The 26,435-nt window shown below is 72.8% G+C and carries 25 protein-coding genes; 19 read left to right on the forward strand and 6 right to left on the reverse strand.

The window, feature by feature from the left end:
* Window positions 1-35: 35 nt before the first annotated feature.
* Window positions 36-1,157, reverse strand: a complete 1,122-nt coding sequence (locus ABT041_RS10690; protein WP_351182341.1) for an asparaginase — start codon at window positions 1,155-1,157, stop codon at window positions 36-38.
* A 119-nt stretch (window positions 1,158-1,276) separates the two neighbouring features.
* Here ABT041_RS10690 and ABT041_RS10695 point away from each other — a divergent pair, with 119 nt between their 5' ends.
* The 10 genes from ABT041_RS10695 to ehuA all read left to right on the forward strand — a co-directional run bounded on the left by ABT041_RS10695 (window position 1,277) and on the right by ehuA (window position 9,534).
* Window positions 1,277-1,741 carry an Lrp/AsnC family transcriptional regulator gene (locus ABT041_RS10695; protein WP_030689075.1) on the forward strand — a complete coding sequence of 155 codons (465 nt, stop codon included), beginning with the start codon at window positions 1,277-1,279 and terminating at the stop codon, window positions 1,739-1,741.
* A 200-nt stretch (window positions 1,742-1,941) separates the two neighbouring features.
* Window positions 1,942-2,745 (forward strand): endonuclease I family protein, encoded by an 804-nt coding sequence (locus ABT041_RS10700; protein ID WP_351182345.1) that lies wholly within the window; start codon window positions 1,942-1,944, stop codon window positions 2,743-2,745.
* Window positions 2,746-3,047: 302 nt separating this feature from the next.
* A complete protein-coding gene (gene ectA / locus ABT041_RS10705; RefSeq protein WP_351182348.1) occupies window positions 3,048-3,578 on the forward strand; it encodes a diaminobutyrate acetyltransferase in 531 nt (176 codons plus the stop codon).
* 91 nt (window positions 3,579-3,669) lie between these two features.
* Window positions 3,670-4,935: a diaminobutyrate--2-oxoglutarate transaminase gene (gene ectB / locus ABT041_RS10710; protein ID WP_502976439.1), complete on the forward strand. Its 1,266-nt coding sequence runs from the start codon at window positions 3,670-3,672 to the stop codon at window positions 4,933-4,935.
* 36 nt (window positions 4,936-4,971) lie between these two features.
* Window positions 4,972-5,388: an ectoine synthase gene (locus ABT041_RS10715; RefSeq protein WP_351182354.1), complete on the forward strand. Its 417-nt coding sequence runs from the start codon at window positions 4,972-4,974 to the stop codon at window positions 5,386-5,388.
* 133 nt (window positions 5,389-5,521) lie between these two features.
* Window positions 5,522-6,418 carry an ectoine hydroxylase gene (gene thpD, locus ABT041_RS10720; protein WP_351182357.1) on the forward strand — a complete coding sequence of 299 codons (897 nt, stop codon included), beginning with the start codon at window positions 5,522-5,524 and terminating at the stop codon, window positions 6,416-6,418.
* Complete coding sequence (ehuB, locus tag ABT041_RS10725) at window positions 6,415-7,332, forward strand: ectoine/hydroxyectoine ABC transporter substrate-binding protein EhuB (RefSeq protein WP_351182360.1); 918 nt, start codon at window positions 6,415-6,417, stop codon at window positions 7,330-7,332. Before thpD ends, ehuB begins: the two co-directional genes overlap by 4 nt.
* Window positions 7,333-7,440: 108 nt before the next feature.
* Window positions 7,441-8,124 (forward strand): ectoine/hydroxyectoine ABC transporter permease subunit EhuC, encoded by a 684-nt coding sequence (gene ehuC, locus ABT041_RS10730; protein WP_502976441.1) that lies wholly within the window; start codon window positions 7,441-7,443, stop codon window positions 8,122-8,124.
* Window positions 8,124-8,759 (forward strand): ectoine/hydroxyectoine ABC transporter permease subunit EhuD, encoded by a 636-nt coding sequence (ehuD, locus tag ABT041_RS10735; protein ID WP_351182363.1) that lies wholly within the window; start codon window positions 8,124-8,126, stop codon window positions 8,757-8,759. Before ehuC ends, ehuD begins: the two co-directional genes overlap by 1 nt.
* Window positions 8,749-9,534 carry an ectoine/hydroxyectoine ABC transporter ATP-binding protein EhuA gene (gene ehuA, locus ABT041_RS10740; RefSeq protein WP_351182366.1) on the forward strand — a complete coding sequence of 262 codons (786 nt, stop codon included), beginning with the start codon at window positions 8,749-8,751 and terminating at the stop codon, window positions 9,532-9,534. Before ehuD ends, ehuA begins: the two co-directional genes overlap by 11 nt.
* A gap of 43 nt (window positions 9,535-9,577) precedes the next feature.
* Here ehuA and ABT041_RS10745 read toward each other — a convergent pair whose 3' ends face one another.
* Window positions 9,578-10,450 carry a SigB/SigF/SigG family RNA polymerase sigma factor gene (locus ABT041_RS10745; protein ID WP_502976429.1) on the reverse strand — a complete coding sequence of 291 codons (873 nt, stop codon included), beginning with the start codon at window positions 10,448-10,450 and terminating at the stop codon, window positions 9,578-9,580.
* Window positions 10,451-10,630: 180 nt separating this feature from the next.
* Here ABT041_RS10745 and ABT041_RS10750 point away from each other — a divergent pair, with 180 nt between their 5' ends.
* Window positions 10,631-11,056: an ATP-binding protein gene (locus ABT041_RS10750; RefSeq protein ID WP_351182369.1), complete on the forward strand. Its 426-nt coding sequence runs from the start codon at window positions 10,631-10,633 to the stop codon at window positions 11,054-11,056.
* Window positions 11,057-11,069: 13 nt separating this feature from the next.
* Here ABT041_RS10750 and ABT041_RS10755 read toward each other — a convergent pair whose 3' ends face one another.
* Window positions 11,070-12,563, reverse strand: a complete 1,494-nt coding sequence (locus ABT041_RS10755; protein WP_351182372.1) for a SulP family inorganic anion transporter — start codon at window positions 12,561-12,563, stop codon at window positions 11,070-11,072.
* 232 nt (window positions 12,564-12,795) lie between these two features.
* Entirely contained in the window at window positions 12,796-13,350 is a 555-nt protein-coding gene (locus ABT041_RS10760) for an HPP family protein (protein WP_351182375.1), read from the reverse strand.
* A gap of 170 nt (window positions 13,351-13,520) precedes the next feature.
* Between ABT041_RS10760 and ABT041_RS10765 the strand changes: the two genes are divergently transcribed.
* From ABT041_RS10765 to ABT041_RS10795, 7 genes are all read left to right on the forward strand, one after another.
* Entirely contained in the window at window positions 13,521-14,330 is an 810-nt protein-coding gene (locus ABT041_RS10765) for an N-formylglutamate amidohydrolase (RefSeq protein WP_351182378.1), read from the forward strand.
* Window positions 14,331-14,367: 37 nt separating this feature from the next.
* Complete coding sequence (locus ABT041_RS10770; RefSeq protein WP_351182381.1) at window positions 14,368-14,616, forward strand: DUF6296 family protein; 249 nt, start codon at window positions 14,368-14,370, stop codon at window positions 14,614-14,616.
* A 324-nt stretch (window positions 14,617-14,940) separates the two neighbouring features.
* Window positions 14,941-15,657, forward strand: coding sequence for a flavodoxin family protein (locus ABT041_RS10775; protein WP_351182384.1), 717 nt, complete (start codon window positions 14,941-14,943; stop codon window positions 15,655-15,657).
* A 146-nt stretch (window positions 15,658-15,803) separates the two neighbouring features.
* Window positions 15,804-21,242, forward strand: a complete 5,439-nt coding sequence (locus ABT041_RS10780; RefSeq protein WP_351182387.1) for a sacsin N-terminal ATP-binding-like domain-containing protein — start codon at window positions 15,804-15,806, stop codon at window positions 21,240-21,242.
* Window positions 21,243-21,457: 215 nt separating this feature from the next.
* Window positions 21,458-21,997 carry a hypothetical protein gene (locus tag ABT041_RS10785; protein ID WP_351182390.1) on the forward strand — a complete coding sequence of 180 codons (540 nt, stop codon included), beginning with the start codon at window positions 21,458-21,460 and terminating at the stop codon, window positions 21,995-21,997.
* Window positions 21,998-22,045: 48 nt separating this feature from the next.
* Window positions 22,046-23,320: a VWA domain-containing protein gene (locus tag ABT041_RS10790; protein ID WP_351182393.1), complete on the forward strand. Its 1,275-nt coding sequence runs from the start codon at window positions 22,046-22,048 to the stop codon at window positions 23,318-23,320.
* Window positions 23,320-24,147 carry a hypothetical protein gene (locus ABT041_RS10795; protein ID WP_351182395.1) on the forward strand — a complete coding sequence of 276 codons (828 nt, stop codon included), beginning with the start codon at window positions 23,320-23,322 and terminating at the stop codon, window positions 24,145-24,147. The genes ABT041_RS10790 and ABT041_RS10795 overlap by 1 nt, the downstream gene beginning before the upstream one ends.
* Before the next feature lie 68 nt (window positions 24,148-24,215).
* Here ABT041_RS10795 and ABT041_RS10800 read toward each other — a convergent pair whose 3' ends face one another.
* Window positions 24,216-25,436 carry an MFS transporter gene (locus ABT041_RS10800; RefSeq protein WP_351182398.1) on the reverse strand — a complete coding sequence of 407 codons (1,221 nt, stop codon included), beginning with the start codon at window positions 25,434-25,436 and terminating at the stop codon, window positions 24,216-24,218.
* A gap of 63 nt (window positions 25,437-25,499) precedes the next feature.
* Between ABT041_RS10800 and ABT041_RS10805 the strand changes: the two genes are divergently transcribed.
* Window positions 25,500-25,880: a MerR family transcriptional regulator gene (locus ABT041_RS10805; protein WP_351182401.1), complete on the forward strand. Its 381-nt coding sequence runs from the start codon at window positions 25,500-25,502 to the stop codon at window positions 25,878-25,880.
* Window positions 25,881-25,953: 73 nt separating this feature from the next.
* On the opposite strand, the gene ABT041_RS10810 is transcribed toward ABT041_RS10805, so the two are convergent.
* Complete coding sequence (locus tag ABT041_RS10810; protein ID WP_351182404.1) at window positions 25,954-26,433, reverse strand: (2Fe-2S)-binding protein; 480 nt, start codon at window positions 26,431-26,433, stop codon at window positions 25,954-25,956.
* Window positions 26,434-26,435: the final 2 nt, after the last annotated feature.

The following is a 26,435-nucleotide window of genomic DNA, read 5'->3' on the forward strand; positions in this document are numbered from 1 at the left end:
GGCGCCGCCCGCGAGCCGGGGTTCCGGGGGCGTCGTCAGACGCGGGCGGCGACCGCCGAGGCGGACCGGGAGTGGCCGGTGGCGAGGGCCGGTTCGGCGCGGACCGGTCCTTCGAGGAGGCGGCGCAGCAGGCCGGTGCTGCGGCCGGGGTCGCCCGCGCCTCCGGCGCCCTCGGCGAGGAGCGTGGCGAGGAGGGCGATCCGGGCCTGGCCGGCCCGGAGGGTGCCGGTGAGGAGGGCGCCCGCGGCGACGAGGTCGACGGCGCCGCCGCCGGTGTATATCTCGGCCAGCGGTCCCGCGGGGACGCGGGTGGTGACGGCGACGAGGACGCCCTGGGCGACCGCGTCCGCGACGGCGGCGGCGATCTCCGGGGTGGCGTTGCCCGCGCCGGTGGCGACGAGGACGATGCCGCGGGCGCCGGCGGAGACGGCGGCGTTCAGGAGGAAGGGGTCGCCGTCGGAGTGGTGCATGACGATGTCGACCCGCGGCAGCCGGGTGGCGTCGGGGCCGGTGGCCTCGGGGTCCGCGGTCCGCGCGGCGGCCGGCAGGGGCAGCGGGGCGGGGCGCTCCGGCTGGCGCTCGATGTCGACGCGGGAGAACCCGACGCGGCCGAGGCGCTCGGCGGAGGGGTCGGAGAAGGCGTCGGCGGCGAGGGTCTGGGTCTTCACGGTGCCGCGCGCCGCGTGGACGCGCCCGTCGAAGACGACGAGGACGCCGAGGTCGCGGACGCTCGCGGCGACCTGCAGCGCGTCGTAGAGGTTGCCGGGGCCGTCGCCGTCGCCGGTGCCGAAGGGCCGCTGGGCGCCGGTGAGGACGACCGGGCGGGAGTCGGAGTGGTGCAGGTCCAGGAGGAAGGCCGTCTCCTCCAGGGTGTCCGTGCCGTGGGTGACGACGATGCCGTCGACGCCGGGGTCGGCGAAGGTCTCGTGCACGGTGCGCAGGAGGGCGAGCTGGTGGGCCGCGGTCATGCGCGAGCTGTTCACGTTGAACAGGTCGACGACCTCGACGGTGACGCCCTCGGGGAGGGGGGCGGTGGCCAGGACGTCGTCTCCGGAGGCGTCCGCCGCGTAGCCGGTGCCCTGCCAGCGACTGGCGATCGTGCCGCCGGTGCTGATGACGACGATCCGGCGTGCCCCTCCGTCGTGCGTCCGCTTCATGCCTGCCGTCCTTACTCCGTACCCATATCTCCTGCGTCCGCAACGATAGGACAGGAGGCGCGCAAGGCGATTGCGAAATCCACCCGCGCCCAGCTCCCAGCGTGGTAGATAATTGCGCCATGGACCGAATCGATCTCCACATCTTGCGCGAGCTCCAGAACGACGGCCGGCTGAGCAACCAGGAGCTGGCCCAGCGGGTCGGGCTCAGCCCCTCCCCCTGTCTGCGCCGGGTGCGCCAGCTGGAGCAGGACGGGGTGATCCAGGGCTACCGGGCGATCATCGACCCGGAGGCGGTGGGCCGCGGCTTCGAGGTCCTCGTCTCGGTGGAGGTGAAGCGGGACCGGGAGACGGTGGAGGCCTTCGAGGAGGCGCTCCAGGACGTGCCGGACGTGATCGAGGCGTACCGGCTGTTCGGCAGCCCCGGCTGCCTGCTGCGGATCGCGGTGGCGGACCTGGCGGCGTACGAGCGGCTGTGGATCGAGCGGCTGACGACCCTCGCCGGCGTCACCGAGGTCAATTCGCAGATCATCATGAAGCGGATCAAGGAGCCGAAGGGGATGCCGGTGGACGTCCGGGGCGCCTGAGGTCCCGTCGACACCGCCGGGGGGGGCGCCTGCGGTTGCGCCATATGCGAGAACGTCACGCAACAGCCTCCTCCTCGTTACATGACAGGTACCTGACGTGTGCCACCCTCCCGATGACACGTAGTCAACACGCGTAGACCGCGATGGCGTTGAGCCGCGCCCGCAGTCCCGCGCGTGCCGTCCCCGGGAAAGGGCCCCCCATGTCCGTTGTGCGGATCGGCAGATGGAAGGTGTGGTCGGCGGCCGTCGCCACCGCCCTCGTCGGCATCACGCTCCCCGCGGTCACCGCGACTCCCGCGAGCGCCACGACCACCGCGTACGACTCCACGTACTACAAGAACGCGATCGGCAAGACCGGCACGAGCCTCAAGTCCTCGCTGCACACCATCATCAGCAGTCAGAGCAAGATCTCGTACGACGCGGTCTGGAACGCGCTGAAGGTCACCGACCAGGACCCGAACAACACCAACAACGTGATCCTGCTCTACAGCGGCGTCTCGCGCAGCAAGTCCCTCAACGGCGGCGACGTCGGCGACTGGAACCGCGAGCACACCTGGGCCCAGTCCCACGGCAACTTCGGCACCTCGGCCGGCCCCGGCACCGACCTGCACCACCTGCGTGCCTGTGACGTGCAGGTCAACAGCACCCGAGGCAACAAGGACTGGGACAACGGCGGCAGCCCGGTCAGCGGCGCGACCGGCAGCTACACGGACAGCGACTCCTTCGAGCCGCGCGACGCGGACAAGGGCGACGTGGCCCGCATGATCCTGTACATGGCCGTCCGTTACGAGGGCGAGGACGGCTGGCCGGACCTGGAGCCCAACGAGTCCTCCACGAACGGCAGCGTCCCCTTCCACGGGCGTCTCGCGGTCCTGAAGCAGTGGAACGAGCAGGACCCGCCGAGCGCCTTCGAGGAGCGCCGCAACGACGTCATCTACAACACCTACCAGCACAACCGGAACCCGTTCATCGACCACCCGGAGTGGATCGAGGCGATCTGGTAGTCCGGGCCTGAGCGACGGAGCCGGGCCGGGGGCATCACACCCGGCCCGGCTCCCCGTTTCCGGCGCGTTCAAACGGGAAATCCCGGATGTTCTCACGTTCTTGAGAGATCACATCAAACCACCCGGAGCCGTTACTCAGCCGTTATAAACGGGTACTTTGCCCGCTTTCGCGCCACTTCGCCGTGCGTCCTTGTGGACAATCCCTCCACGAAGACAACGGACGCATCTATCACGTCCCGTCGGGACCGAACAAGACCTCCGGCCCAGGAAGTTCCGCGGCGTGCTCGGTAGCTTCGGCGCCCATGACCACTGCCCCCCAGACATCCCCGGCCGGCGGCCTCGCCGTCGGACCGGCCGAGATCGCGGACGGCGCCGAACTCTGGCGGATCGCCCACGGCTCGGGAGAACTCGACCTCAACTCCCCGTACAGCTACCTGCTGTGGTGCCGCGACTTCGCGGACACGACCGCCGTCGCCCGTGACGCCTCCGGACGGCCGGTCGGCTTCGTCACCGGATACCTGCGGCCCGACGCGCCGGGGACGCTCTTCGTCTGGCAGGTCGCCGTGGAGGGTTCGCACCGCGGAAGCGGGGTAGCCGGGACCCTGCTCGACGCTCTGTCCGCCCGCGTGGCGGCCGAGCACGGACTCGACCGGGTGGAGGCGACCGTCACACCGGGAAACCTGGCGTCCGACCGGCTCTTCCGGTCCTACGCCCGCCGGCACGGCGCGGAACTGACGCGCGAGGTGCTCTTCCCGTCCGCCTCCTTCCCCGTGGAGGGACACGAGGCCGAGGTGCTGTACCGCATCGGACCCCTCGCACCGCCGGCGTCCTGAGGCGTTCCCGGCGCCCCGGGCCTCCCCTCGGCGTCCCCGGCCGATCCCGCACGACTCCCCGCACCACACTTGGAGAAGAGACTCCGTGACCCTGACCGACATCGCCGCCCCCTCCGTCTTCGAGACCGTCGAATCCGAGGTCCGTAGCTACTGCCGTGCCTGGCCCGTCGTCTTCGAGCGCGCCGCCGGGAGCCGGCTGTACGACGAGGACGGCCGTCCGTACCTGGACTTCTTCGCCGGCGCGGGCTCGCTCAACTACGGCCACAACAACCCGGTGCTCAAGCGCGCCCTCCTCGACTACCTCGCCGACGACGGCATCACCCACGGCCTCGACATGTCGACGACCGCCAAACGCGCCTTCCTGGAGACCTTCCGCACGACGGTCCTCGAACCCCGCGCCCTGCCCTACAAGGTGATGTTCCCCGGCCCCACCGGCACCAACGCCGTCGAGGCCGCCCTCAAACTCGCCCGCAAGGTCACCGGACGCCAGACGGTCGTCTCCTTCACGAACGCCTTCCACGGCATGTCGCTCGGCTCGCTGGCCGTCACCGGCAACGCCGCCAAGCGCGCCGGAGCCGGCGTCCCGCTGCACCACGCCGCCCGGATGCCCTTCGACGACTACCTCGACGGGCAGGTCACCGACTTCCTCTGGTTCGAGCGGCTCCTGGACGACTCCGGCTCCGGCCTCGACCACCCGGCGGCGGTGATCGTCGAGACCGTCCAGGGCGAGGGCGGCATCAACGTCGCACGCGCCGAGTGGCTGCGCGCGCTCGCGGAGCTCTGCCGCCGGCACGACATGCTCCTCATCGTCGACGACATCCAGATGGGCTGCGGACGCACCGGAGACTTCTTCTCCTTCGAGGAGGCGGGCATCACGCCCGACATCGTCACCCTGTCCAAATCCATCAGCGGCTACGGCCTGCCCATGTCCCTCTGCCTCTTCCGGCCCGAGCTCGACCTGTGGGAGCCCGGCGAGCACAACGGCACCTTCCGCGGCAACAACCCCGCCTTCGTCACCGCCACCGCCGCCCTCGACGCCTACTGGCGCGACGGCGCCCTCCGCGAACGCACCCTGAGCCGGGCCGGCCGGATCGAGCGCGCCCTGCTGGACCTGTGCGGCGACGACGACCGCGCGGGCCTGGCCGTGCGCGGCCGCGGCCTCGTCTGGGGCCTGGAGTTCGCCGACGGGGAGCGTGCCGCGGCCGTGTGCCGGCGGGCCTTCGAGATCGGTCTGCTCCTGGAGACGTCGGGGCCGCGCGGCGAGGTGGTCAAGCTGCTGCCGCCGCTGACCGCGACGGACGACGAACTCGACGAGGGCCTCGGCATCCTGGCCCGCTCCGTACGCCACTGCGCCTGAGACCGCACCGCCAGAACGACCCGAAAGGCCATCGCCATGATCGTCCGTACCTTCGACGAGCTGGAGAACACCGAGCGGCACGTCCGGGCCGCGTCCGGGACCTGGGAGAGCAAGCGCATCGTCCTCGCCCGCGAGCGGGTCGGCTTCTCCCTCCACGAGACCGTGCTGTACGCCGGCACCGAGACCTCCATGTGGTACGCCCACCACGTCGAGGCCGTCGTCTGCACCGCCGGCGAGGCCGAGCTCACCGACCACGAGACCGGCCGCACGTACACGATCCTGCCCGGAACGATGTACCTGCTCGACGGGCACGAGCGCCACACCCTCAGGGTGAAGCGGGACTTCCGCTGCCTGTGCGTCTTCAACCCGCCCGTCACCGGGCGCGAGGACCACGACGAGAACGGCGTCTACCCGCTCCTCTCCGAACCCGAATCCGAACCGGGCCAGGCCTGAGACCGGCCCGCGAAGACCCCCACGACGCCGGGCCCGAGTCCCGCCCGGGACCTCGTGAAGCCCCGTCCCGCCGGGCCGGAGACCGGCCCGCGCCCCCGACGACCCCGTACGCGAAAGGAAGGCAGCCAGCCCCATGGCCACCGCACCCACCCGTCCCGTCGACCTCTACCCCACCCGCGGCTCCCGGGAGGAGCTCATCGGCCGCAAGGACCCGGTCGTGTGGTCCGAGCCCGGCACGCCGGGGCCCTTCTGGGCCCGGGAGCTGGAGGAGTACGACCGCGACGGCTTCGTCACCGTGGACGAGCTCGTCACCCCCGCCGAGGTCGACGAGCTCCGTGCCGAGCTGGACCGGCTCGTCGCCGACCCCGCCGTACGGGCGGACGAGCGGGCCGTCGTCGAGCCCCGCTCCCAGGAGATCCGCTCCGTCTTCGAGGTGCACCGGATCAGCGAGGTCTTCCGCCGGCTGGCCGAGGACCCGAGGGTCGTCGGGCGCGCCCGGCAGATCCTCGGCTCCGACGTGTACGTCCACCAGTCGCGGGTCAACGTCAAGCCCGGCTTCGGTGCGAGCGGCTTCTACTGGCACTCCGACTTCGAGACCTGGCACGCCGAGGACGGACTGCCCCGGATGCGGACCGTGTCGGTGTCGATAGCGCTCACCCCGAACCACACCACCAACGGCAGTCTGATGATCATGCCGGGTTCGCACCGCACCTTCCTCGGCTGCGCGGGCGAGACGCCCAAGGACAACTACAAGCAGTCGCTGCGGATGCAGGACGCCGGGACCCCGTCCCACGAGGCGCTCACCACCTTCGCCGACGCCTGCGGCATCCGGCACTTCACGGGTCCGGCGGGGTCGGCGACCTGGTTCGACTGCAACGCCCTGCACGGTTCGGGCGACAACATCACCCCGTACCCCCGGAGCAATGTGTTCCTCGTCTTCAACAGCGTCGAGAACGCCCCCGAAGCCCCCTTCGCCGCCCCGGTGCGCCGCCCCTCCTTCATCGCCGCCCGCCCCGAGGACCTGGCATGAGCGGCTCCGCGCCACTCGACCGCCGCCGCTTCCTCACCAGAGCGTCGCTCCTCGGCGGTCTCGCCCTGGCGGCCGGGCCGCTCACGGCGTGCGCCCGCACCCAGGCCGGGACGGGAGCGCCCTCGGACGACGGGAAGCTCCTCGCGAACCTCCGGCAACAGGGCTTCGTACGGGTCGGATTCGCCGGTGAGGCGCCGTACGGCTTCCAGGACGGCGGCGAGCTCGCCGGCGAGGCCCCGACCCTCCACCTCGAGATATTCACCGCGCTCGGCGTGCGCGAACTGCGCCCGACGCTCACGGAGTTCGGCGCGCTGATCCCCGGACTGCTCGCCGGCCGCTTCGACGTGGTGAGCGCGGGCATGTCGATCACGCCGGAGCGCTGCGCCAAGGTGATCTTCTCCGAGCCGGAGTTCGTCTCCCCCACCGCCCTCATGGTCCGCGAGGGCAACCCGAAGGGGGTGAGCGACCTGCAGTCCTGCGCGGCGAAGGGCGCCACCGTCGGGGTGCTGACCGCGGCCGTGGAGGCGTCCTACGCCAAGGCGGCGGGGGTTCCGGACGAGTCGGTGAAGACGCTCGCCAAGCAGCAGGACGGGCTCGACGCCCTCGTGGCCGGGCGGATCGACGCCTTCGCGCTGACCGCGATCTCCCTGCGCTGGCTGGCCCGGACGAACGCGGGCGCGCCGGTGGAGGTGGGCGAGGCGTTCGTGCCGGTGGTCGGTGGGGTGCGGCAGCTCGGCGCGGGCGGAGCGGTGTTCCGGCCGGGGGCGAGCGGGCTGCGGGACGCCTTCGACCGGGAGCTCCTGAAGATCACCGGCTCGCCCGAGCGGTTCGTGGGGCTCGTCGGGAAGTACGGCTTCACCGCCCGTGAGGTGCCGCCCCGTTCGCTGCGGACCGCCGACCTGTGTGCCGGGTGAGGGGCGGCGGGAGTGGCTGACACCCAGTCCCTCGCGGCCGGTTTCCCGCCCCTCGCGGCCGATGCTCCGCCCGTCGCGGCCGATTCGCCGCCCCCGTCGGCCGATTCGCTGCCCCTCGCCGACGGCTTCCTGGCCGAGCTGCGGCGGGCGCTGCCGCGGCTCGCCGAGGGGCTGCTGGTCACGGTCGAGGCCACGGTGCTCGGCGCCGCGCTCGCCCTGCTCCTCGCGTACGTCCTCGGGCTGCTGTCCCGGTCGGCGCGGCTGCCGGTGCGCGGCGGGGCGCGCCTCGTCGTGGAGTTCTTCCGCGGGACCTCGTTGTACGTGCAGCTGTTCTGGCTGTTCTTCGCGCTGCCGATGGTCGGCTTCCGGCTCGAACCGCTGGCCTGCGCGGTGCTCGCGCTCGGCCTCAACTACGGGGCCTACGGCGCCGAGGTCGTGCGGGGCGCGGTGGCCGCGGTCCCCCGCGCCCAGACCGAGGCGGGCATCGCGCTCGGCATGGGGGCGGGGCTGCGGCTGCGGCGGGTCGTCCTGCCGCAGGCGCACGCCCTGATGGTGGCGCCGTTCAAGAACCTGCTCGTGCAGCTCCTGAAGGCGACCCCGCTGCTCTCCCTGGTCACGGTCCCCGATCTCACCTTCCAGATCGACCAGTTGCGCTCGGCGACGGGCGCGACGGCCGCCTCGTACCTGCTGCTGCTCGGGCTCTACTTCGGCATGGCCGTCGTGCTGAGCCTCCTCATGAACGCCCTGGAGCGGGCGGCGAAGGCCCGGCTCGGGCAGGAAGGCGGTGCCTGATGTGGGACGGGGAGGCGGCCAGGGCCGCGCTGCCCGCCGTACTGGAGGGCTTCGGCGTCACGGTCCTGGCGACCGTCCCGGCGTTCGCCGTCGCGATGGTCCTCGGGCTCGTCCTCGCTCTCGTCCGGCGGGCGGGCCCCCGGTGGCTGGCGCTTCCGGTGCGGGGGGCGGCCACGTTCGTCCGCTCGACGCCGCTGCTCGTGCAGTTGTTCGCGGCCTGGGTCCTCGTGCCCGCGCTCGACGCGCCGGTGCTGGGCGTCCTGGTGCTCGGCACGCACTACGCCACGTACCTCTCCGAGGTGTACCGGACGGGCATCGACGCCGTGCCGCGCGGGCAGTGGGAGGCCTGCACGGCGCTGTCGCTGCCGCGCGGCCGGGTGTGGCGGGCGGTGGTGCTGCCGCAGGCCGTACGCAACGTGCTGCCGCCGCTCGGGAACTACGCGGTCTCCATGTTCAAGGAGACGCCGCTGCTCTCGGTGATCACCGTGCACGAGATGGTCCACGAGGCGAACACCTTCGGCAGCACCCACTTCGCCTATCTGGAGAGCTTCACCCTGGCCGCCGCGGTGTTCCTGCTCGCGAGCTGGCCCACGTCCGTGCTCGTACGACGACTGGAGGCACGCCTTGCGCACTGAGGACCTGGACCATCCGGCGGTGCGGTTCGACCGGGTCACCAAACGGTACGGGGACCGCACCGTGCTCGACGGCCTCGACCTGGAGGTCGGGCAGGGGGAGCGGGTGACGCTGATCGGCCCGAGCGGCTCCGGGAAGACCACGATCCTGCGGCTGCTGATGACCCTGGAGCGGGTCACCGACGGGGTCATCCTCGTCGACGGGGAGCCCTTCTCGCACATGCCGGGTGCGGGCGGGAGGCTGGTGCCGGCGAACGAACGTCATCTGGCGGTGCGCCGGCGGCGGATCGGGATGGTCTTCCAGCAGTTCAACCTGTTCCCGCACATGAGCGTCCTGGAGAACATCGTCGAGGCGCCCGTCCATGTGCTCGGCGAGAGCCGGGAGGAGGCCGAGCGGCGGGCACGGGACCTGCTCGACCTGGTCGGGCTCGGGGACAGGGCCGGCGCGCGGCCGACCCGGCTCTCCGGCGGCCAGCAGCAGCGCGTGGCCATCGCCCGCGCCCTGGCGATGCGGCCCGGGATCCTGCTCCTCGACGAGGTGACGTCCGCGCTCGATCCCGAGCTGGTGGCGGAGGTGCTGGACGTGCTGCGGGACATCGCCCGCTCCACCGACATCACCCTGCTGTGCGTGACGCACGAGATGGGCTTCGCGCGGGACGTCTCGGACCGGATCCTGATGTTCGACCGGGGCCGGATCGTGGAGTCGGGCCCGGCGGACGAGCTGTTGGAGTCGCCCACGCACGAACGCACGCGCGCGTTCCTCGGCTCGGTCCGCTGACACAGGGGGGTACGCCCATCGGATCCGGGCGTACCCCCCTGTGTCAGGCTCCGGCGCCCGTGCCGACCATGCCCTCCCGCAGCCTGTTCAGGCTCCGGGCCAGGAGCCGGGAGACGTGCATCTGGGACACGCCGAGGCGCTCGCCGATCTGCGACTGGGTCAGCTCCTCGACGAACCGCAGGTGCAGCAGCACCCTGTCCCGCTCGCCGAGGGATGCCACGAGCGGGGCGAGGGTGTGGAAGTCCTCGAAGAGCGCGAGCGCCGCGTCCTCCTCGCCGATGAGGTCGGCCAGGGCCGCGTCGTCCGTGTCGTCGTCGCCGCTGCCGATCGCGGCGTCCAGGGACGTCGAGTGGTAGCCGTTCGCGGCCAGCTGGGCCTCGACCACCTGGTCCTCGGACAGCTCCATGACGGGCGCCAGTTCCGCGACCCGGGGCGCGCGGCCGAGGCGGGAGCTCAGTTCGTCGGTCGCCTTCGCCAGTTCCACCCGCGCCTCCTGGAGCCGGCGGGGTACGTGGACAGCCCAGGAGGTGTCGCGGAAGAACCGCTTGATCTCACCCACGATGTAGGGCACGGCGAAGGTGGTGAACTCCACCTCGCGGGTCAGGTCGAAGCGGTCGATCGCCTTGATCAGCCCGATCATGCCGACCTGGACGATGTCCTCCATCTCCTCGGCCCGACCGCGGAACCGGCCCGCCGCGTACCGGACGAGGGACATGTTCATCTCGATCAGGGTGTTGCGGACGTACTGGTGCTCCGCCGTCCCCTCCTCGCGGGCCGCGAGTTCACGGAGGAACACTCTCGACAGGGCGCGCGCGTCCCGGGGCGCGACCTCCTGGGGGACCTCGATATCGGGGAGCCCCTCCCCCGTACCGCTCGTCACGTACGTATCCGTCGCCTTGGGCACCTCGGTCCGCACGGGGACGACCTCCTCCTGCTCTCTGTCCGTTCGGCGGTCCCGGTTCGCGTACCCCCTCCGCCCGACGGCACTCCTCATCGGTGCGCGCCGTCTTCGGTCGGGGCAGCAGGCATCACTCGGGCGTCACCGGGCAGGCGTAACCCGTCACCCCTCGACGCACCGGGAAGAAAGGGACCCGCGATGAACAGCCGGAGCGAAGCCAGGCCCCGTGTGAACACCGCGGGTCCCCGCGCCGCCGGGAGGGCCGGGACGTCCCCGCTCCTCACTCCGGCGCAGGCCCGGCAGCTGGTCCGCCACACGCTCACGGCCCTCGGCCCGCTGCCGGCCTCCCAGGTCGACGACCTGCTGCTCGTCACCTCGGAACTGGTCACGAACGCCCATCGCCACGGCGGCGGGGTCACCTCCTTCGGGATCGCCGTCGGCAGCGACCGGGTCACCGTCTCCGTGGCCGACGCGAGCGAGGAGCCGCCGCGCCACGAGCTCCGCGGGGAGCTGCGGCCCGGCGGCTTCGGCTGGCCGATCGTGCTGCGCCTGTGTCACGAGGTGACGGTGGACCCCCGGCCCGACGGCAAGACGGTCCACGCGGCGGTGACGGTCGACCGCTGAGCCCGCCCCCGCCTCAGGCGTCCGCGGGCCGTGCGGCGTGCCGCTCCGGCGGCCCGTGGAGGTGTACGTGGGCGGGGCCGCCGCTGGAGCGGTGGCGCTCGGCCCAGGACTCCAGCGCGGACCGGCAGGCGTGGTCCAGGTGGTGGAGCCCGGAGAGGTCAAGGACGACGGGGCGGTCGCGCGGCAGGGCCTCCAGGGTGTCGAGGATCGTCGGCAGCCGCAGGAAGGTCACGGTGCCCGACAGCCCGACGCGCACGGGCCCTTCGCCCTCGTCGGTGTGGTCGACGCGGAGGTGGGAGGCGTCCCAGGCCGCCTTGGCGACGGAGACGACGAGTCCGATCAGGACGCCTTCGAGCATGTTCACGCTGACGATCGCCACGGCCGTCACCACGAGGACGAGCGCCTCGCCGCGGTGGCCGCGCCAGAGGGTGACGAGACCCCGGAAGGGGATCAGCTTCCAGCCCGCGTGGACGAGGATCCCGGCGAGGGCCGCGAGCGGTACGTACTCCAGGGTGCCGGGCAGCAGGGCGGCGAAGAGCAGCAGCCACAGGCCGTGCAGGACGCGTGAGGCCTTGGTCCTTGCGCCCGCCTGGACGTTGGCCGAACTGCGGACGATCACGGCGGTCATGGGGAGCGCCCCGAGCAGTCCGCAGAGCGTGTTGCCGCACCCCTGGGCGAGCAGTTCCCTGTCGTAGTCGGTGGGCGGGCCGTCGTGCAGCCGGTCCACGGCCGCCGCGCTGAACAGGGACTCGGCGGAGGCGATCAGCGCGAAGGCGAGGACGGTGCCGAGCAGGGCGACGTCGGTGAGGGCGGCGAGCCCGTCCGCTCCGGGCAGCCCGACCGCGTCCAGGACGCCGCTCACCCGCACCGTCGCGACCGGCAGGTCGAACAGGGCGGTCGCGAGCGCCGCGAGGAGCACGGCGACCAGCGCGCCGGGGACGGCCCGCGCCCGGCGGGGCAGGCGCCGCCAGCCGACGATCACGAGGACCGTGGCGGCGGCGACGGCGAGCGGGACGAGGGTGGCGCCGGTCGTCACCGCGCGCCCCAGGGCGACGGGCAGTCCGGCGAGCCGGGCCGGTCCCGAGGCGGGGGCGCTGAGTCCGGCCGCCGCGTAGAGCTGGCCGGCCACGATGACGAGGCCGATCCCGGCGAGCATGCCCTCGACGACGGACAGGGAGATGGCCCGGAACCAGCGGCCCCAGCGCAGCAGGCCCATGGCGACCTGGAGCAGGCCGGCGAGGAGCACGACGACGCCGAGCGCGGCCGGGCCGAGCGTCCGGACGGCGTCGAGGACGAGGACGGTGAGGCCGGCGGCGGGGCCGGAGACCTGGATGCTGCTGCCCCGCATGAGGCCGGTGACGGCGCCGCCGACGATGCCGGTGACGAGACCGAGCTCGGCGGGGACGCCGGAGGCGACGGCCACGCCGATGCAGAGCGGCAGCGCGACGAGGAAGACGACGAGGGAGGCGGCGAAGTCCTGCCGGAGGTGCGGAAAGGAGGAGGCCATACCAGGGGTGATACGCCCTCGTCGGCCCTTGTTCGGGACGGAACAACGCCGACCGGTGTTTTCCGGCCGGAACCGGTGGGAAAGTGACGCGATCACCCCCGGAGAGGGCGCCCGGGGGTGCGGACCGCCGGGGCGCAGCGGGTCGCAGGCGCCCGCACACGCGGTCAGACGCAGGGCGTACGGTCGCCCGGCCGGGCGCGCAGGGGCTCAGAGCCCGGTGCGGCGGACGTGCTCACCACCAGTAGGCGGGGTACTTCGGTGCGGCGCGGCGGACGCGGGAGGCGGCGAACGCGGTCAGGACGAGCAGCACCGTCGCCCCGAACAGCAGGGGGACGAAGCGGGCCGGGGCCGGGGACTGGAGCACGATGACGACGGCGGTCGCGCAGGCCGGGGAGTGCGGGGTCCGGGCCAGGGTGGTCAGGGCGAGGGTGACTCCGGCGGCGACGGCGGCGGCCCAGGCGCTGCCGTGCGAGGCGACGGCCGCCACGGCGAATCCGGCGGCGGCGCCGAGGAGGTGGCCGACGACGACGCTCCGGGGCTGGGCCAGGGGCAGTGCGGGGGCACAGTGCACGAGGGCTGCGCTGGCGGCCAGCGGGGGTATCAGCACCGGTTCGTGGATGAGGGCGCCGAGGGCGACGAGTCCGAGGAGGGCGGCGGTCGCGGCGCTGACGTTGTGGAGTGCCGCGCCCGGCGCGGGCCGGGCCGGGGCACGGCCGGCGATCCACGGCGGGCGCGGCGCGCGGTTCTCGGAGGCCGTGTCGGGACGCAGGGCGGTGTCGGTGCTCATGGGATGCGCGGTTTCCGGGACAGGGACGGGCAGGGCTGGTGGTCGTACGGGTCCCTGTGGTCGACAGTCGGCCCGGCCTCACGCCTGTCCTGGTGCGGCGGCGCGACCTCGCACCACTCTAACCAGCGGTTTCCCCACGGCGCGGGCGGGGTCCGGGGCAGGATCGCCTCATGACCGACACCGCGCCCGCCTTCCGTCTCCTTCCCGGAGCCCCGGACTCGCCCGTCCTCCTCCATGTGCCGCACTCCTCCCGCGAGGTGCCCGCGGACGTACGGGAGGGAATCGTGCTCGGCGACGAGGAGCTGGCCCGTGAGCTGGACCACATCACGGACTCCCACACGGCGGAGATCGCCGCCGTGGCCGCGGCGGCGGCCGCCACGGCGCCCTGGAGGTTCGTCAACGGGCTCTCGCGGCTCGTCGTCGACCCGGAGCGCTTCCCCGACGAGCGCGAGGAGATGCTGTCCGTCGGGATGGGCGCGGTGTACACCCGCACCACCCACCGCGCGGCGCTGCGGCCCGAGGGCTTCGACCCGCAGCCGCTGCTCGACCGGTACTTCGCCCCGTACGCCCGGGCGATGACGGAGGCCGTGGCCGAGCGGCTCGCCGTGGCCGGCCGGGTGGTGATCGTCGACGTCCACTCGTACCCGACCGCGCCACTGCCGTACGAACTCCACGGCGAGGGGCCGCGCCCGCCGGTCTGTCTCGGCACGGACGCCTTTCACACCCCGCCCGCGCTGCTCGACGCGGCGCGGCAGGCGTTCGGGGGGTTCGGCGGCGTCGGCACGGACAGTCCCTTCGCCGGGACGTACGTGCCGCTGGCTCACTACGGCCGGGATCCGCGGGTGAGCGCCCTGATGGTGGAGATCCGCCGCGACCAGTACATGAGCGAGCCGGGCGGCCCGGCGGGCCCGGGCGCCGAGGCGCTGGGCCTCGCTCTGGCCGCGCTGGTCGACGCGGTGGAGCAGGGGGTTCCCGCGTGAGCGGGTGGCCTCGCCCGATCGGCGTAAAATCAGGGAGATGAACCCACTCCGCTACGAGCTGGTGTTCTCCGACAGCACGGGCTCAGCCCAGGACGTCGTGATCGTGGAGCGCACGGAGTTCAAGGGCGCCGGGGGCCATCCGGTCTACACCGACGCCACCGGCATCATCCGGGCCGAGATCAGCGACCAGGACGAGGTGCGCATCCTCGCCTCGGGCGGCCACCAGGAACCCTCCCACAGCGTCCGCGCCCGCCCGCTCCCCGACCCCGGCGACTCCTCGCTCTGACGCCGCCCCGTCATGCGTCCGGTCGCGCCGGACCGGCCGGGGCTGCGGACGACTGGCCCGTGCTGTACGAGCGGGTGACGGCCGCCGGCATCCTGGTGCTGTGCGGGCCGATCTGATGCGGGGAGGCACGTGATCGGCGCGGGGCCATGCGGGTGATCGGGCGGCCGACTCCGTGACCGTTGGCGCGGCATTCGATCATTCCGCCCGACGAGGCGAGACAGTGGACGGGATTTTCGGGCGGACCAGCCCCGGGGCCCTGTCGACGTCGGCAGCCGGGCGTGTTGCGCCGCCCGACCACCCACTCGTCCGCAGGGGAACGCATCGATGACCGAAACCGGCACGTCTTACCGTGATCTCCGCGCCCTGGTGATCAACTGCACCCTCAAGCGTTCGCCGGAGCGCAGCCACACTCAGGGCCTGATCGACATCAGCACCGGCATCATGGAGCGCCAGGGTGTCGAGGTCGAGGTGCTGCGGGCGGTGGACATCGACATCGCGACCGGTGTCTGGCCGGACATGACGGAGCACGGCTGGGAGACGGACGAGTGGCCCGTCGTCTACTCGAAAGTCATGGCCTCCGACATCCTGACACTGGCGGGGCCTGTGTGGCTGGGAGACAACTCCTCGGTCATGAAGCAGGTGATCGAGCGCCTGTACGCCTGCTCCTCGATCCTCAACGACCGCGGCCAGTACGCCTACTACGGTCGCGTGGGCGGCTGCCTGATCACCGGCAACGAGGACGGCGCCAAGCACTGCGCGATGAACGTCCTCTACAGCCTCCAGCACCTCGGATACGTCATTCCGCCGCAGGCGGACGCGGGCTGGGTGGGCGAGGCCGGCCCGGGCCCGTCGTACCTCGACCCCGGCTCCGGCGGGCCGGACAACGACTTCACCAACCGCAACACGACCTTCATGACCTGGAACCAGCTCCACCTGGCGAGGATGCTCAAGGACACCGGCGGCATCCCCGCCCACGGAAACCAGCGCTCCGAGTGGGACGCCGGCTGCCGTTTCGACTTCGAGAACCCCGAGCACCGTTGAGTGCGGGCCGGAACGGGTCGTGACGTGAGCACGTCGGACCGGACACGGCCCTTCTGCAGGAGGTCTCCCAGGTTCTCGGACAGCCCTGCGCCGTCGGCGACCCCCGCGTTACGGTCTGCCTGAGATCATCGTGGGAGCAGGGGGACATGGCCGGCACGACGTACGAGAACGGCCCCGGCGGTACGTGGGCGCGCGAGCTGTGGGACTACGCGCAGACCGTGCTCAAGGAGTGGCAGTCCACTCAGGTGTGGCAACCGGCCCAGCAGCTGCGCGCGGCCTCGCACAGCAACGCCCGCGACTACGCCGGCCGCTTCCTCCTGGAACTGCTCCAGAACGGCCACGACGCCCACCGCGGTAACCGGAACGACGGAAGCGTGCACGTCCTGCTCGACGAGGACGAGGGGACGCACGGCACGCTCTACGTGGCCAACGGCGGCACGCCCTTCACCTGGGCCAGCATCCAGGCCGTCTGCAAGCTCGCCCGGAGTGAGAAGACCGTGGGCGAGGGCATCGGGAACAAGGGAGTCGGCTTCCGCAGCATCCTGGAGATCACCGACGCCCCGGAGGTCTACAGCGCCGGCACGGCCGGAGAGGGCCCGGCGGTGCTGGACGGCTACTGCTTCCGGTTCGCGGTACGGGACGACCTGCGGGTACTGCTCCGCGACGAGGACCTCGTACGCAGGGCGGAGGAGGAACTGCCGCCCTTCCAGGTCCCCTTCCCCCTCTCGGACGTGCCCGCGACCTGCAAGGAGCTGGCAGCAGACGGTCATGTGACGGTCATCAGGATCCCCCTGCGCAACGAGGCCTCCCGTCGCGCGGCCGTCCGCCGCCTCGACGAACTCGGCGCGCTGAAAGCCCCGGTGATGCTGTTCCTGGACCGGCTCGACCGACTGGTGATCGAGCGACGGGGCGGCGAAAGCCCCCGGCGTACGGAACTCATCCGGCAGGAAGCCCCCTTGGAGTCCGGCGGGATCCGATCCCGGGGACTCGGCATGCACGGCGACGCCGCGTCGCCGACCGTCCCGGCCGTCCCGGCCGTCCCGACCGTCCCGGCCGTCTCCCTGGCACGTGTCGAACTCGGGCCCCTGGGTGCGTACCTCGTGGCCAGAGGCCGTGTCCCGGTGGAACGCCTGCGCGACACGATCGAGGCGGCGACCGAGCTCGGACAGCTGGACGACTCGTGGGCCGACTGGAAGGAACCGGCCGTCGTCGAGGTGGCGTTGCCCCTCGACGGCACCGAGTCGCTGCGGGGTGGCCGGATCTACACCTTCCTCCCCCTGGGCGAGGACGCCGCCGCGCCCCTGCACGGGCACCTCAACGCCCCGTTCTTCACCAAGGTGGACCGGACGGCCCTCGACCGGGAGCACCCGCTGAACAGCATGCTGTTCGCGGCGGCGGCCGAGACCTGCCTGGCGGCGGCCGCCGCCCTGCGGGAGCGAGGCCGGCCCGACGACCGCAGGCCCGCGGTCGATCTCGTGACCTGGGAGCACGAGCCGCGTTCCCACCACCTGCTGCGCGAAGCCGCGCACCGGGTGCACGGCGCCGAGTTCGCGGACGTTCCCGTCGTACCGCTGCTGAACCGGGAGGCTCCACACGCTTCCTGGGGCACACCGCGCGACTGCGTGCTCTGGCCCGATCTCGAGCTGTCGGTGCTCACCGCCGAGGCGGCCGAGGCCGTGGGCCTCGCCGTGGCCGATCCGGCCGTCGGGGCAAAGCCGCTGAGGCGTCTCGCCCGGTTGTGCGAGGCGCTCAAGTGCCCCTTGGAGCCCCCGGCGCGGCAGCGGGCGGACCACGTCGAGCGGATCGTGGGCGCCCTGCCGCTGCCCCTTCCCGATGCTCCCGTCGACGACTGGAACGGCGTGTACGCCGATCTGGCCCTGCTGTTCAAGGACGAGGGCGGAGTACTGCAGGGCAGGAAGCTGTTGCTGGCCGACGACGGAAGGCTCCGGCCTGCCAACGGCGGCCCCGCCACGGTCACCGCGGCCGGCTCGCGGCGCACGCCGGCCGGGCGGGAGGCCTTCTTCCAGCCGGCGCGCGGCGAGACGGCGGGCGGCGAGGGCCTGGCCGTGCCCGACGCCTTGAAGAAGCGCATGTTCTATCTGCACCCGGGACTGAACTGGGTGGAGGAGGAAGGCCACGTACGACGCCAGGAAGCCCGGCTCTTCCTGGAGCGCTTCAGGCTCGTCCGGCGTTTCGACACCGCCGGCCTGCTCGACCACGTCCGACGTGCTCTCGCCGAGAGCAACTCGCCGCGGTTGCGCGAGCAGGCCCTCCGCTTCGTGTTCCGCCTCCATCGGTCGAGGCAGCCCACGCAGTCTCTGCCGCTGCGTCCGCTGGGGCTCCATGTCCCCTCCGCCGAGGGTCCCGCGATCAAAGCGGCCGACGCCGCTTTCGGGGCGGGATGGACCGGGACCCACGGTGACGAACTCGCCTCCGTCGTGGCCGAGGGGCGGCACTCCTCGGCCGACCTCCGCGTCATGGCGGAGCGGCTCGTGGCGCCACCCGAGGACTTCCTGAAGCGGGGCGAGACACGGGAGGAGTGGCGGGACTTCCTCAGCGCTCTCGGCGTCACCGACGGACTGCCCCCCGTGGTGTCACCCGGCGCGGAGACGCAAGCCGAGGGTGTCGCTCTCACCACGACCCACCTGATCGACATGGCGAAGGTGTCCGACGAGGTCGCCGACCAGTGGCGGCCGTTCATCGACCGCGCGCGGAGCCGAGCCGCCTTTCCGTACACCCCGTACGTCGGCACCCAGGCGTTCCGGCTGCCGGGCCAGGACGTCGCCGAGCGGCTGAGCGAACCGGGCCGGATCGCCTATGCGCGGCTCGTCCTGCACGGCCTGGGCCGGTGGAACGAATCCCGCCTCACCAGTGTCTGGAACCGGGACCGGACGGGCAACCAGGATCTGCAACGCGTCCCGACCCCCCTGTCCGCCTTCGTCCGCGGCCGGCGCTGGCTCCCGGTGCGAGGAGGCCGCGGCTCCGTCCGCTTCGTCCGTCCGGACGAAGCGTGGCATGCCCCCGCGACCTTGGAGCAGGAGCCGTCCTTCGCCCCGACCGTCCTGCGGCAGCTCCGCCCCCTCCTGGAGGACGATCAGACCCTGCGGAGGCTGCGCGATGCCGGGCTGCCGACCTGGGGCGACCCCAGGGACAGCGCCCGCCTCATCGCCACCCTGGGCGAGCTGGTGACGTCGGATGCCGTGGACGACGGGGACCGGCCCGCCCTTCAGCGGGCGAACGAGCGCGCCTGGCAGAACCTGGCCGCGCAGAAGGCCTCGATCGAGCCGCTCATCGGCTCGGCTCTGCTCGCCGAGCGGGGCAAGCAGCTCATCTCCGTCGACTTCGCGACCCTCCTCGAGGGCTCCGTACGGCTGTACGTCACCGGGGACCGGGACCATCTGAAGGCACGCCTGGCCAGGGAGCTCAAGCTTCCGCTGCTCGTGGTGCCCGGGGCGGCGGCCGAAGTCGCCCGTGTCCTGCGCCACCGCTGCCCGGAAGCGATACGCCACGCCGACGACGCCGATCTGGCGGTCGAGATCGTCGGCGCCTCCGGCACCACCGTCGTCGGAGCCTCCGGCACCACCGAAGGGCTCGGAACGCCGCTCGTCGACGAGCTGCCGTGGCTTCCCCTCGCCCTGGGAGCCCTGGCCGACCATCCGCCCAGGGGCGGCCGCCCGACCGACGCCGAACTCACCGAATTCGTCGCAGCCGTCCGCCGCGTCCGCATCCAGCGCTACGTCTCGCTGAAGATCACCCTCGACGGGGCCGCCGTGGAACTCCCGGAACGGCAGGACGGCATGCTCCCGCTGCCCGACCCCTCCCACCCGCTGGTCCTCGCTCCGGACCTGCCCCTTTCCTGGGACTTCGTGGCCCGGATCGGCTACGCGGTCAGCCAGGTCCTGGACCGTCCGGACTACACCGTCCCGCTCAAGCTCGCCGCCCGCGAACTGGAGCGCGGGCACGCTCCTCTCGAAGGGCCGACCGAGCGGCAGCTCGCAGCGGTGCTCGATCTCTCCGTCCACCAGCTCAGGGAGACGGCGCACCGCCTCGACGGGTCCCTCGCGGGAGTGCTGGAGCGCTGCCACCCCTTCCTCGTACACGCCCTCGGCGTCGACCGGGTCAGGGAGCTGACGGACCCGGCTCCGGCCGACGCCCGGGAGTTCCTCGCCCGGCTCGAACCGTACGCGGGCTCGCTTCCGCTGCCCGCCGCGCAGCTCATCGAGGCCGCGCGCGACGCGCGGGACATCGACGACCTCCGGGCCCGTGCCGAGGTCGACTTCGCGGACCTGAACCGGACCCTGGCAGGGCTCGCGCCCCGATACCGCCCGATCAACCACGCCGAGGCCCACGAGGAGGCCGTACGCCGCCACGTGGATTTCGGCCACGATGTCCTCATCGACCGGCTGCGCTGGGCCCACCGGGAGGAGTTCGATGCCCGCACTCCCATTGCCGACTGGCCGGCCACCCGCTCCCTGAAATGGATCACGGCTCCGGAAGAGTGGGCGCTCACCGTCGACACCGCCGGCGACGGCCTGCTGCGGGCCCTCGTCGAACAGGCACTCACCGCCCGTCTGGGGGCGCCTGCCCCGACCAAGGGCGAACGGCTCGGCGCCATGGACCGGTTGCGCAGCCACAACCAGGCCGTCATAGCCAGGACGGCACCCGACCTGGTCGCCTTGGTCAAGGCCGCGGGCCGGCTGCTGCCCGCGGCGCTGGCGAAGGCGGCTGCCGCGGAGGAGATCACCGCCCTCCTGGACGAGGCGGGCGCGCTCGACTTCCGCGAGCTCTCGGCCGACGACGTCGTCGGCTGGCTCGCGGCCCTGGGGCAGTGGCCGGCGGGCATGGCCGCCTCGTCGGAGCCCCAGGCGCACGGGCTCACTCCCGCCGAGCTGGACCGCGTACGGGACGCCGCGGCGCAGGCCCGTGCCGAACGGGCCAGGCGCAGGCGGATCGTGTCCCTCGGCGAACGGGACTTCGACATCGAGTCCGGCGACTTCACCGAGCTGGCCTCGGAGCTGCGCCGCGCCCTGGAATCCGCTCCTCCGCCCCTCAGCGGCAGTGCCCGGAGGCGCTGGGCCGAACTGAAGCCGATCGCACCCCGAAAGGCAGGCGGCCCCTCGGGCGGACGGTCGGGCGTGCGCGCCGACGGGGACCGCGGGCTGTCCTCGGCCCAGCGCTCGGCGATCGGCTTCGTGGGCGAGTGGTACGCGTACCAGTGGCTCCGCGAACAGGACCGGGCGACCGACGAGACCAGCTGGGTCTCCGGCAACCGGACCCACATGTTCCCCGGGCCCGCCGGAGACGACAGCCTCGGCTACGACTTCGCGGTCGGCTCCGGCAAGAGCCCGCGGCTGTACGAGGTCAAGGCCACCCAGGGGCCCGGCGGACAGATCGAGCTGGGCGAAACCGAGGTGCGGGCGGCGCAGAAGTACGCCGGCAGTGACCGCTGGCGGATCCTGGTGGTCACCTGGGTACTGGACGCGGAGCACCGGCACGTACGCATGCTGCCGAACCCGTTCAGCGAGCGAGGCCGCGGGCTCTACCGCGAGGAAGGCGGCGCGCTCCGCTTCGCCTACCGGCTGTGAGGTGCGGCCGGGCCCATCCGCCACGGCACCCACTCGCCCGGGCCCACCACGGCCCGGCGTGGGCCGGCTGGGGTGATGGCTGCTTCTGCCGACGTCGGGTGACCAGCACTTTCACGGGCTGGGACGTGGACCACACCGGCTTGACGTGCACACGGGTGGGAACTTAGCTTCGCCTTACCTAATTTATGCCGTCCATACGTCCGGAAGATCAACGCATGTCCAGAACCGCGCAGGAGCTCACCCCTTCCTGGCTCCTCACCGCCCTCGGGCTCGTCGCCACCGCCGGTATCGCGGCAGCCTGCTGGACCGCCGGACACGTCCACGCGGACGCCTCCCTGCTCACCGTCGCCCGCTTCTGCCACGTCGCGTTCCTCGTCGTCGGACTCGGCGCGGTGCTCGCCGTCGACTGGTTCGCCGTCCTCTGGCTGACCGGGAAGCGGCCGCTGACCGGCGTCCTCGACACGGCCGTCGCGCTCCAGACCCCGATCTGGGCCGGTCTCGGCGGGCTCGTCGTCTCCGGGCTCTTCCTCCGCCCCGACCTCCACTCCCCGCTGACCCTCGTCAAGCTGGGACTCGTCGTCGCCGTCACCCTCAACGGCCTCTGGGCGCACCGTCTCGGCCAGCTCCTGGAGACCCATCGCACCGGCCCCGTCCCGCGCCGGCTGCTCGTCCGCTCGGGCCTCGCCGCGACCGTCAGCCAGACCGGCTGGTGGGGCGCGTGCCTCATCGGCTTCCTCAACAGCCAGGGGGCGTAGGCCCACCCCCGTTTTGGTTTGTCGCACGATCATCAATACGATCCGGCGATGATCACGAGAAAACGGCTGGCGACCGGGGCCTGCGCGCTGCTCGCCGCCCTGAGCGTCGCGCTCCTGCCGACGGGCGCGGCCGCCGACGAGCCGGCGGCGAAGGAATCCCCCAAGGTCGAGCTGGTCCTCGACGTCAGCGGCTCCATGCGGGCCAAGGACATCGACGGCAAGTCCCGTATGTCCGCTGCCAAGCAGGCCTTCAACGAGGTCCTCGACGCGGTGCCCGAGGAGGTGCGGCTCGGCATCCGCACCCTCGGCGCCGACTACCCCGGCAACGACCGCAAGCGCGGCTGCAAGGACACCCGCTCGCTGTACCCGGTCGGGCCGCTCGACCGCACCGAGGCCAAGACCGCGGTCGCCACCCTCGCCCCCACCGGCTGGACGCCGATCGGCCCGGCGCTGCTCGGCGCCGCCGACGACCTCGGCGAGGACGGGGCGACCAAGCGGATCGTGCTCATCACGGACGGCGAGGACACCTGCGCCCCGCTCGACCCGTGCCAGGTGGCCCGCGAGATCGCGGCGAAGGGCATCCACCTCGTCATCGACACCCTGGGCCTGGTGCCGGACGCCAAGACCCGGCAGCAGCTCACCTGTATCGCGGAGGCCACCGGAGGCACGTACACCTCGGTCCACCGCACCGAGGAACTCTCGCGGCGCGTGAAGCAGTTGGTCGACCGCGCGGCCGACCCGGTCGTGACCCCCGTGGCCACCGAGGGCGCGGCGCAGTGCGAGAAGGCCCCGCAGCTGAAGCCCGGCCTCTACACGGACCGCGAGTCCTTCGGCGAGCACCGCTGGTACCGGGTGGACCTGCTGCCCGGCCAGGAACTCCGCGCCTCCGTCAGCGTGTCGGCCGACCGGGCCGTCAACAACGACTACGGGGTGCTGCTGCGCGCCGTCACCCTCCACGGCCGGGAGATCGTCCGCGGCTCCGAGGCGGGCGACGGGCGCACGGACGTCATCTCCACCGGCCTTCGCTACCCGAAGGCGGAGGCGGACGACGCTCCCGGCGACGCCAAGCCGGCGGCGGAGACGGTCTGTCTGCAGGTCAGCAACTCCTTCTCCGCTCCCCCGTCGGTCAAGACGACCCCGGGCATGCCGGTCGAGCTGACGGTGGACGTCGTCGACGGCCCCGCCGGCGCCTCGGACGTCGCCTCGTTCGGTCTCGGCCGCGGCTGGTGGCTGCTCGGCGTGCTGGTGCTCGCCGGCTTCCTCGCCGGTCTGCTCTGGGGCTGGCTGTCCCGCTGGCGCGTCGCTGTCTGGAGGACCAACTGATGCGTACCGTACGCATGCTCGCCACGGCCGCGCTCGCGGGCGCCGCCCTGCTCGGCCTCGCGGCTCCGGCCGCCCTGGCCGACACGCCCAGCGCCTCGGCGTCCCCCTCCGAGGAGGCCGGGCCCACGGAGGCCGGCACCACCTTCCGTACCGCCGCCCGGTTCCTGCCGGGACAGCAGGCCACGGCGCAGGCCGCCGCGGGCGACTACCTGTACTGGGTCTTCCCCGCGGACACCGGTGAGCGGCCGACCGTGAAGGCGACGGTCACGCTGCCCGACGCGGCCCTGCGGCACGGGCCCGCCACGTGGCGGATCGACGTGTACGACGGGCTGCGGCGGCGTCAGCCGTGCATGTACGGGATGCAGTCCCGTAGGGCGGCCAAGGAGGCCGCGACCGTGGAGCTGGCCTGTGTGCTGCGCCCGGTACGGGCCTCGGCCGACGCCTGGGCGAACGACCCGCTGCCCGGCAGCTACTACGTCCGGCTGACCGTCACCGACCTGCCGGACGAGGACCTCGGTCAGCCGTTCACCGCGCGGATCGGTGCCGACGTCCTCGACGAGGGCGGAGCCTACGCCACGGACGGCTCGCTCGCCGCGCCGCTCGTGCCGGGGGCGACCACCGCCGACCAGGCGAAGGCGGACGAGGACGCCGGCCGGAAGACCGCCGTCGAGGCGGCGGCCCCGGAGGACGGCTGGTCCTCCGGCTGGTGGTCGGACCGCTGGATCTGGACCCTGGTGGGCGGCGTCCTGGCCGCGCTCGCGGGCATCGGCGGCTACGTCCTGACGCGCGGCTCGGGCCGCCCGTCGCGGGTGCCGCCGGCCGTCTGATCCTGCGCTGGACGTACGAAGGCCCTCCACCCTCGCGGTGGGGGGCCTTCGTGTACGTACGGTCCTCGTCAACGACGGGCCGGGAAGCCGTGGGCGCGGGCGCCGGTCACCACCGCGACCACCGGGACGAGCAGGACCAGGACGCTCCAGGGCAGGGCGCCGGCGCCGAGGCGGTCGAGGAGGAGGCCGCCGGCGACACCGCCCGCCGCCATGGCCGCGTTCCAGAGACCGACCAGCATCGTCTGCGCGGTGTCCGCGTCGTCCCCGCCCGCCTCGGCGACGGCCGTCTGCAGGAGGGTGGGCGCGCCGCCCCAGCCGAGGCCCCAGAGCGCGGCGGCCACGAGGACCAGGGCCGTGCTCGCCGCCGGGACGGCGAACGCGGCCGCGGCGACCGCGAACAGGATCGTTCCGGCGAGGGTCAGGGCCCGGAGCCTGCGGTCGATGTGACGGCCCGTGAACCAGATCCCGGCGAGCGAGGCGGCGCCGAAGACCAGCAGGACGAGGCCGGTGGAGCCGCCGAGTCCGAGGTGGTCCAGGTAGGCGGCGACGTACGCGTAGAGGACGGTGTGGGCCAGGACGAGGGTGAAGGTGACCGCCAGGACCGGGAGCACGCCGGGAACCTTCAGGGTGCGGGCGACCGGGGCGCGCCCGCCGTGCGGTTCGCCCGGGAGGTCGGGGACGGCGAGGGCGATCCAGCCGAGCAGGGCGACGGCGATCACCGTCATGGCGGTGAAGGCGGCCCGCCAGCCGACGGCCTCGCCGAGGAAGGTACCGGCCGGGACGCCGAGGGAGAGCGCGAGCGGGATGCCGGTCATCGCGACGGCCACGGCACGGCCCTGGAGGTGCGCCGGGGCGATACGCCGGGCGTACCCGGCGAGGAGGGCCCAGGCGACGCCTGCGGCGACCCCGGCGAGGAACCGGGCACCCATGGTGAGGGCGTACGAGGTGGAGACCGCGGTGACGGTGTTGGCGCCGGCGAATCCGGCCATCGAGGTGAGCAGCAGGCGCTTGCGGCGCCAGCCGGCGGTGCGGGCGGCCAGGGGGACGGCGGTGAGGGCCGTCCCGAGGGCGTATCCGGTGACCGACTGGCCCATGGCGGCCTCGCCGACGCCGAGGTCGGCGCTCATGCCGGGCAGGACCCCGGCGGGGAGGGTCTCGGTGAGGCTGGTGACGAAGACGGCGGTGGCGAGGGCGAGGAGCGCGGGGAAGGGCAACCGGTCGGAGTCGGGCGGGAGTTGCGCGGGTGTGGAGGCAGCGGGACCGGCCGCCACTGTCGTGTCGTGGGTCATGTCCGTATGCTCGAACCCTCACATTGATGTGAAGGTCAAGCGATTCCCGGGAGGGGGCTTCCCATGCGGATCGGCGAGCTGTCCGAGCGCACCGGAACACCGCGCAGACTGCTGCGCTACTACGAGGAGCAGGGCCTCGTCGTCGCCGACCGGCTGCCGAACGGCTACCGCGTCTACGACGAGTCGAACGTGGACCGGGTCCTGCAGATCCGGGGCCTGCTCGACGCCGGACTGCCGACCCGCATCATCAAGCAGATCCTGCCGTGCCTGAACAAACCGCGAGTGATCCACTTCCCCGACGCGACCCCCGAGATGCTGGCGACCCTGGAGAACGAGCGGGACCGGATGACCGACCGCATCCGCTGCCTGACCCGGAACCGGGACGCGGTGGCGGAGTATCTCGACGCGGTGCGGGAGAAGTTGACGACGGGGGCGTCGGCGTAGCCCCGCACGGCCGTGGCGTTCGGCTCTGGTCCGCCGCGAGCGCCACGGCCGTACGGCGCCGTCCCTCACGCTCTCACGCCATCCGGCGGGCGCCCTCCAGGACGGCCTGCCGGATGCGGTGGTAGGTGCCGCACCGGCAGATGTTGCGGATGGTGTCGAGGTCGGCCTCGGTGACCTCGCGCCCTGCCTCGCGCGCCCGGCGGACGGTCGCGACGGCTGCCATGATCTGGCCCGGCTGGCAGAAGCCGCACTGGGCGACGTCCAGGTCGAGCCAGGCCTCCTGCATCGGGTGGAGGTCGCCGTCCACGGTGTCGGGCAGGCCCTCGATGGTGGTGATCTCGTCGGTCGGGGCCACGTCGTCGACGCGGACGGCGCACGGAGTGAACGCCTTGCCGTTGAGGTGGCTCGTACAGGCCCGGCAGACGCCGACCCCGCAGCCGTACTTGGGGCCGGTGACGCCGAGGACGTCCCGGAGGACCCAGAGGAGCCGGACGTCGCCCTCGACGTCGGCGGTGACGGCCTTGCCGTTCAGGATGAAGGTGTGCTGCGGCACGG

Origin of the sequence: Streptomyces sp. NPDC002825 (assembly GCF_040295385.1) — a bacterium.
Classification (GTDB): Bacteria; Actinomycetota; Actinomycetes; order Streptomycetales; family Streptomycetaceae; genus Streptomyces.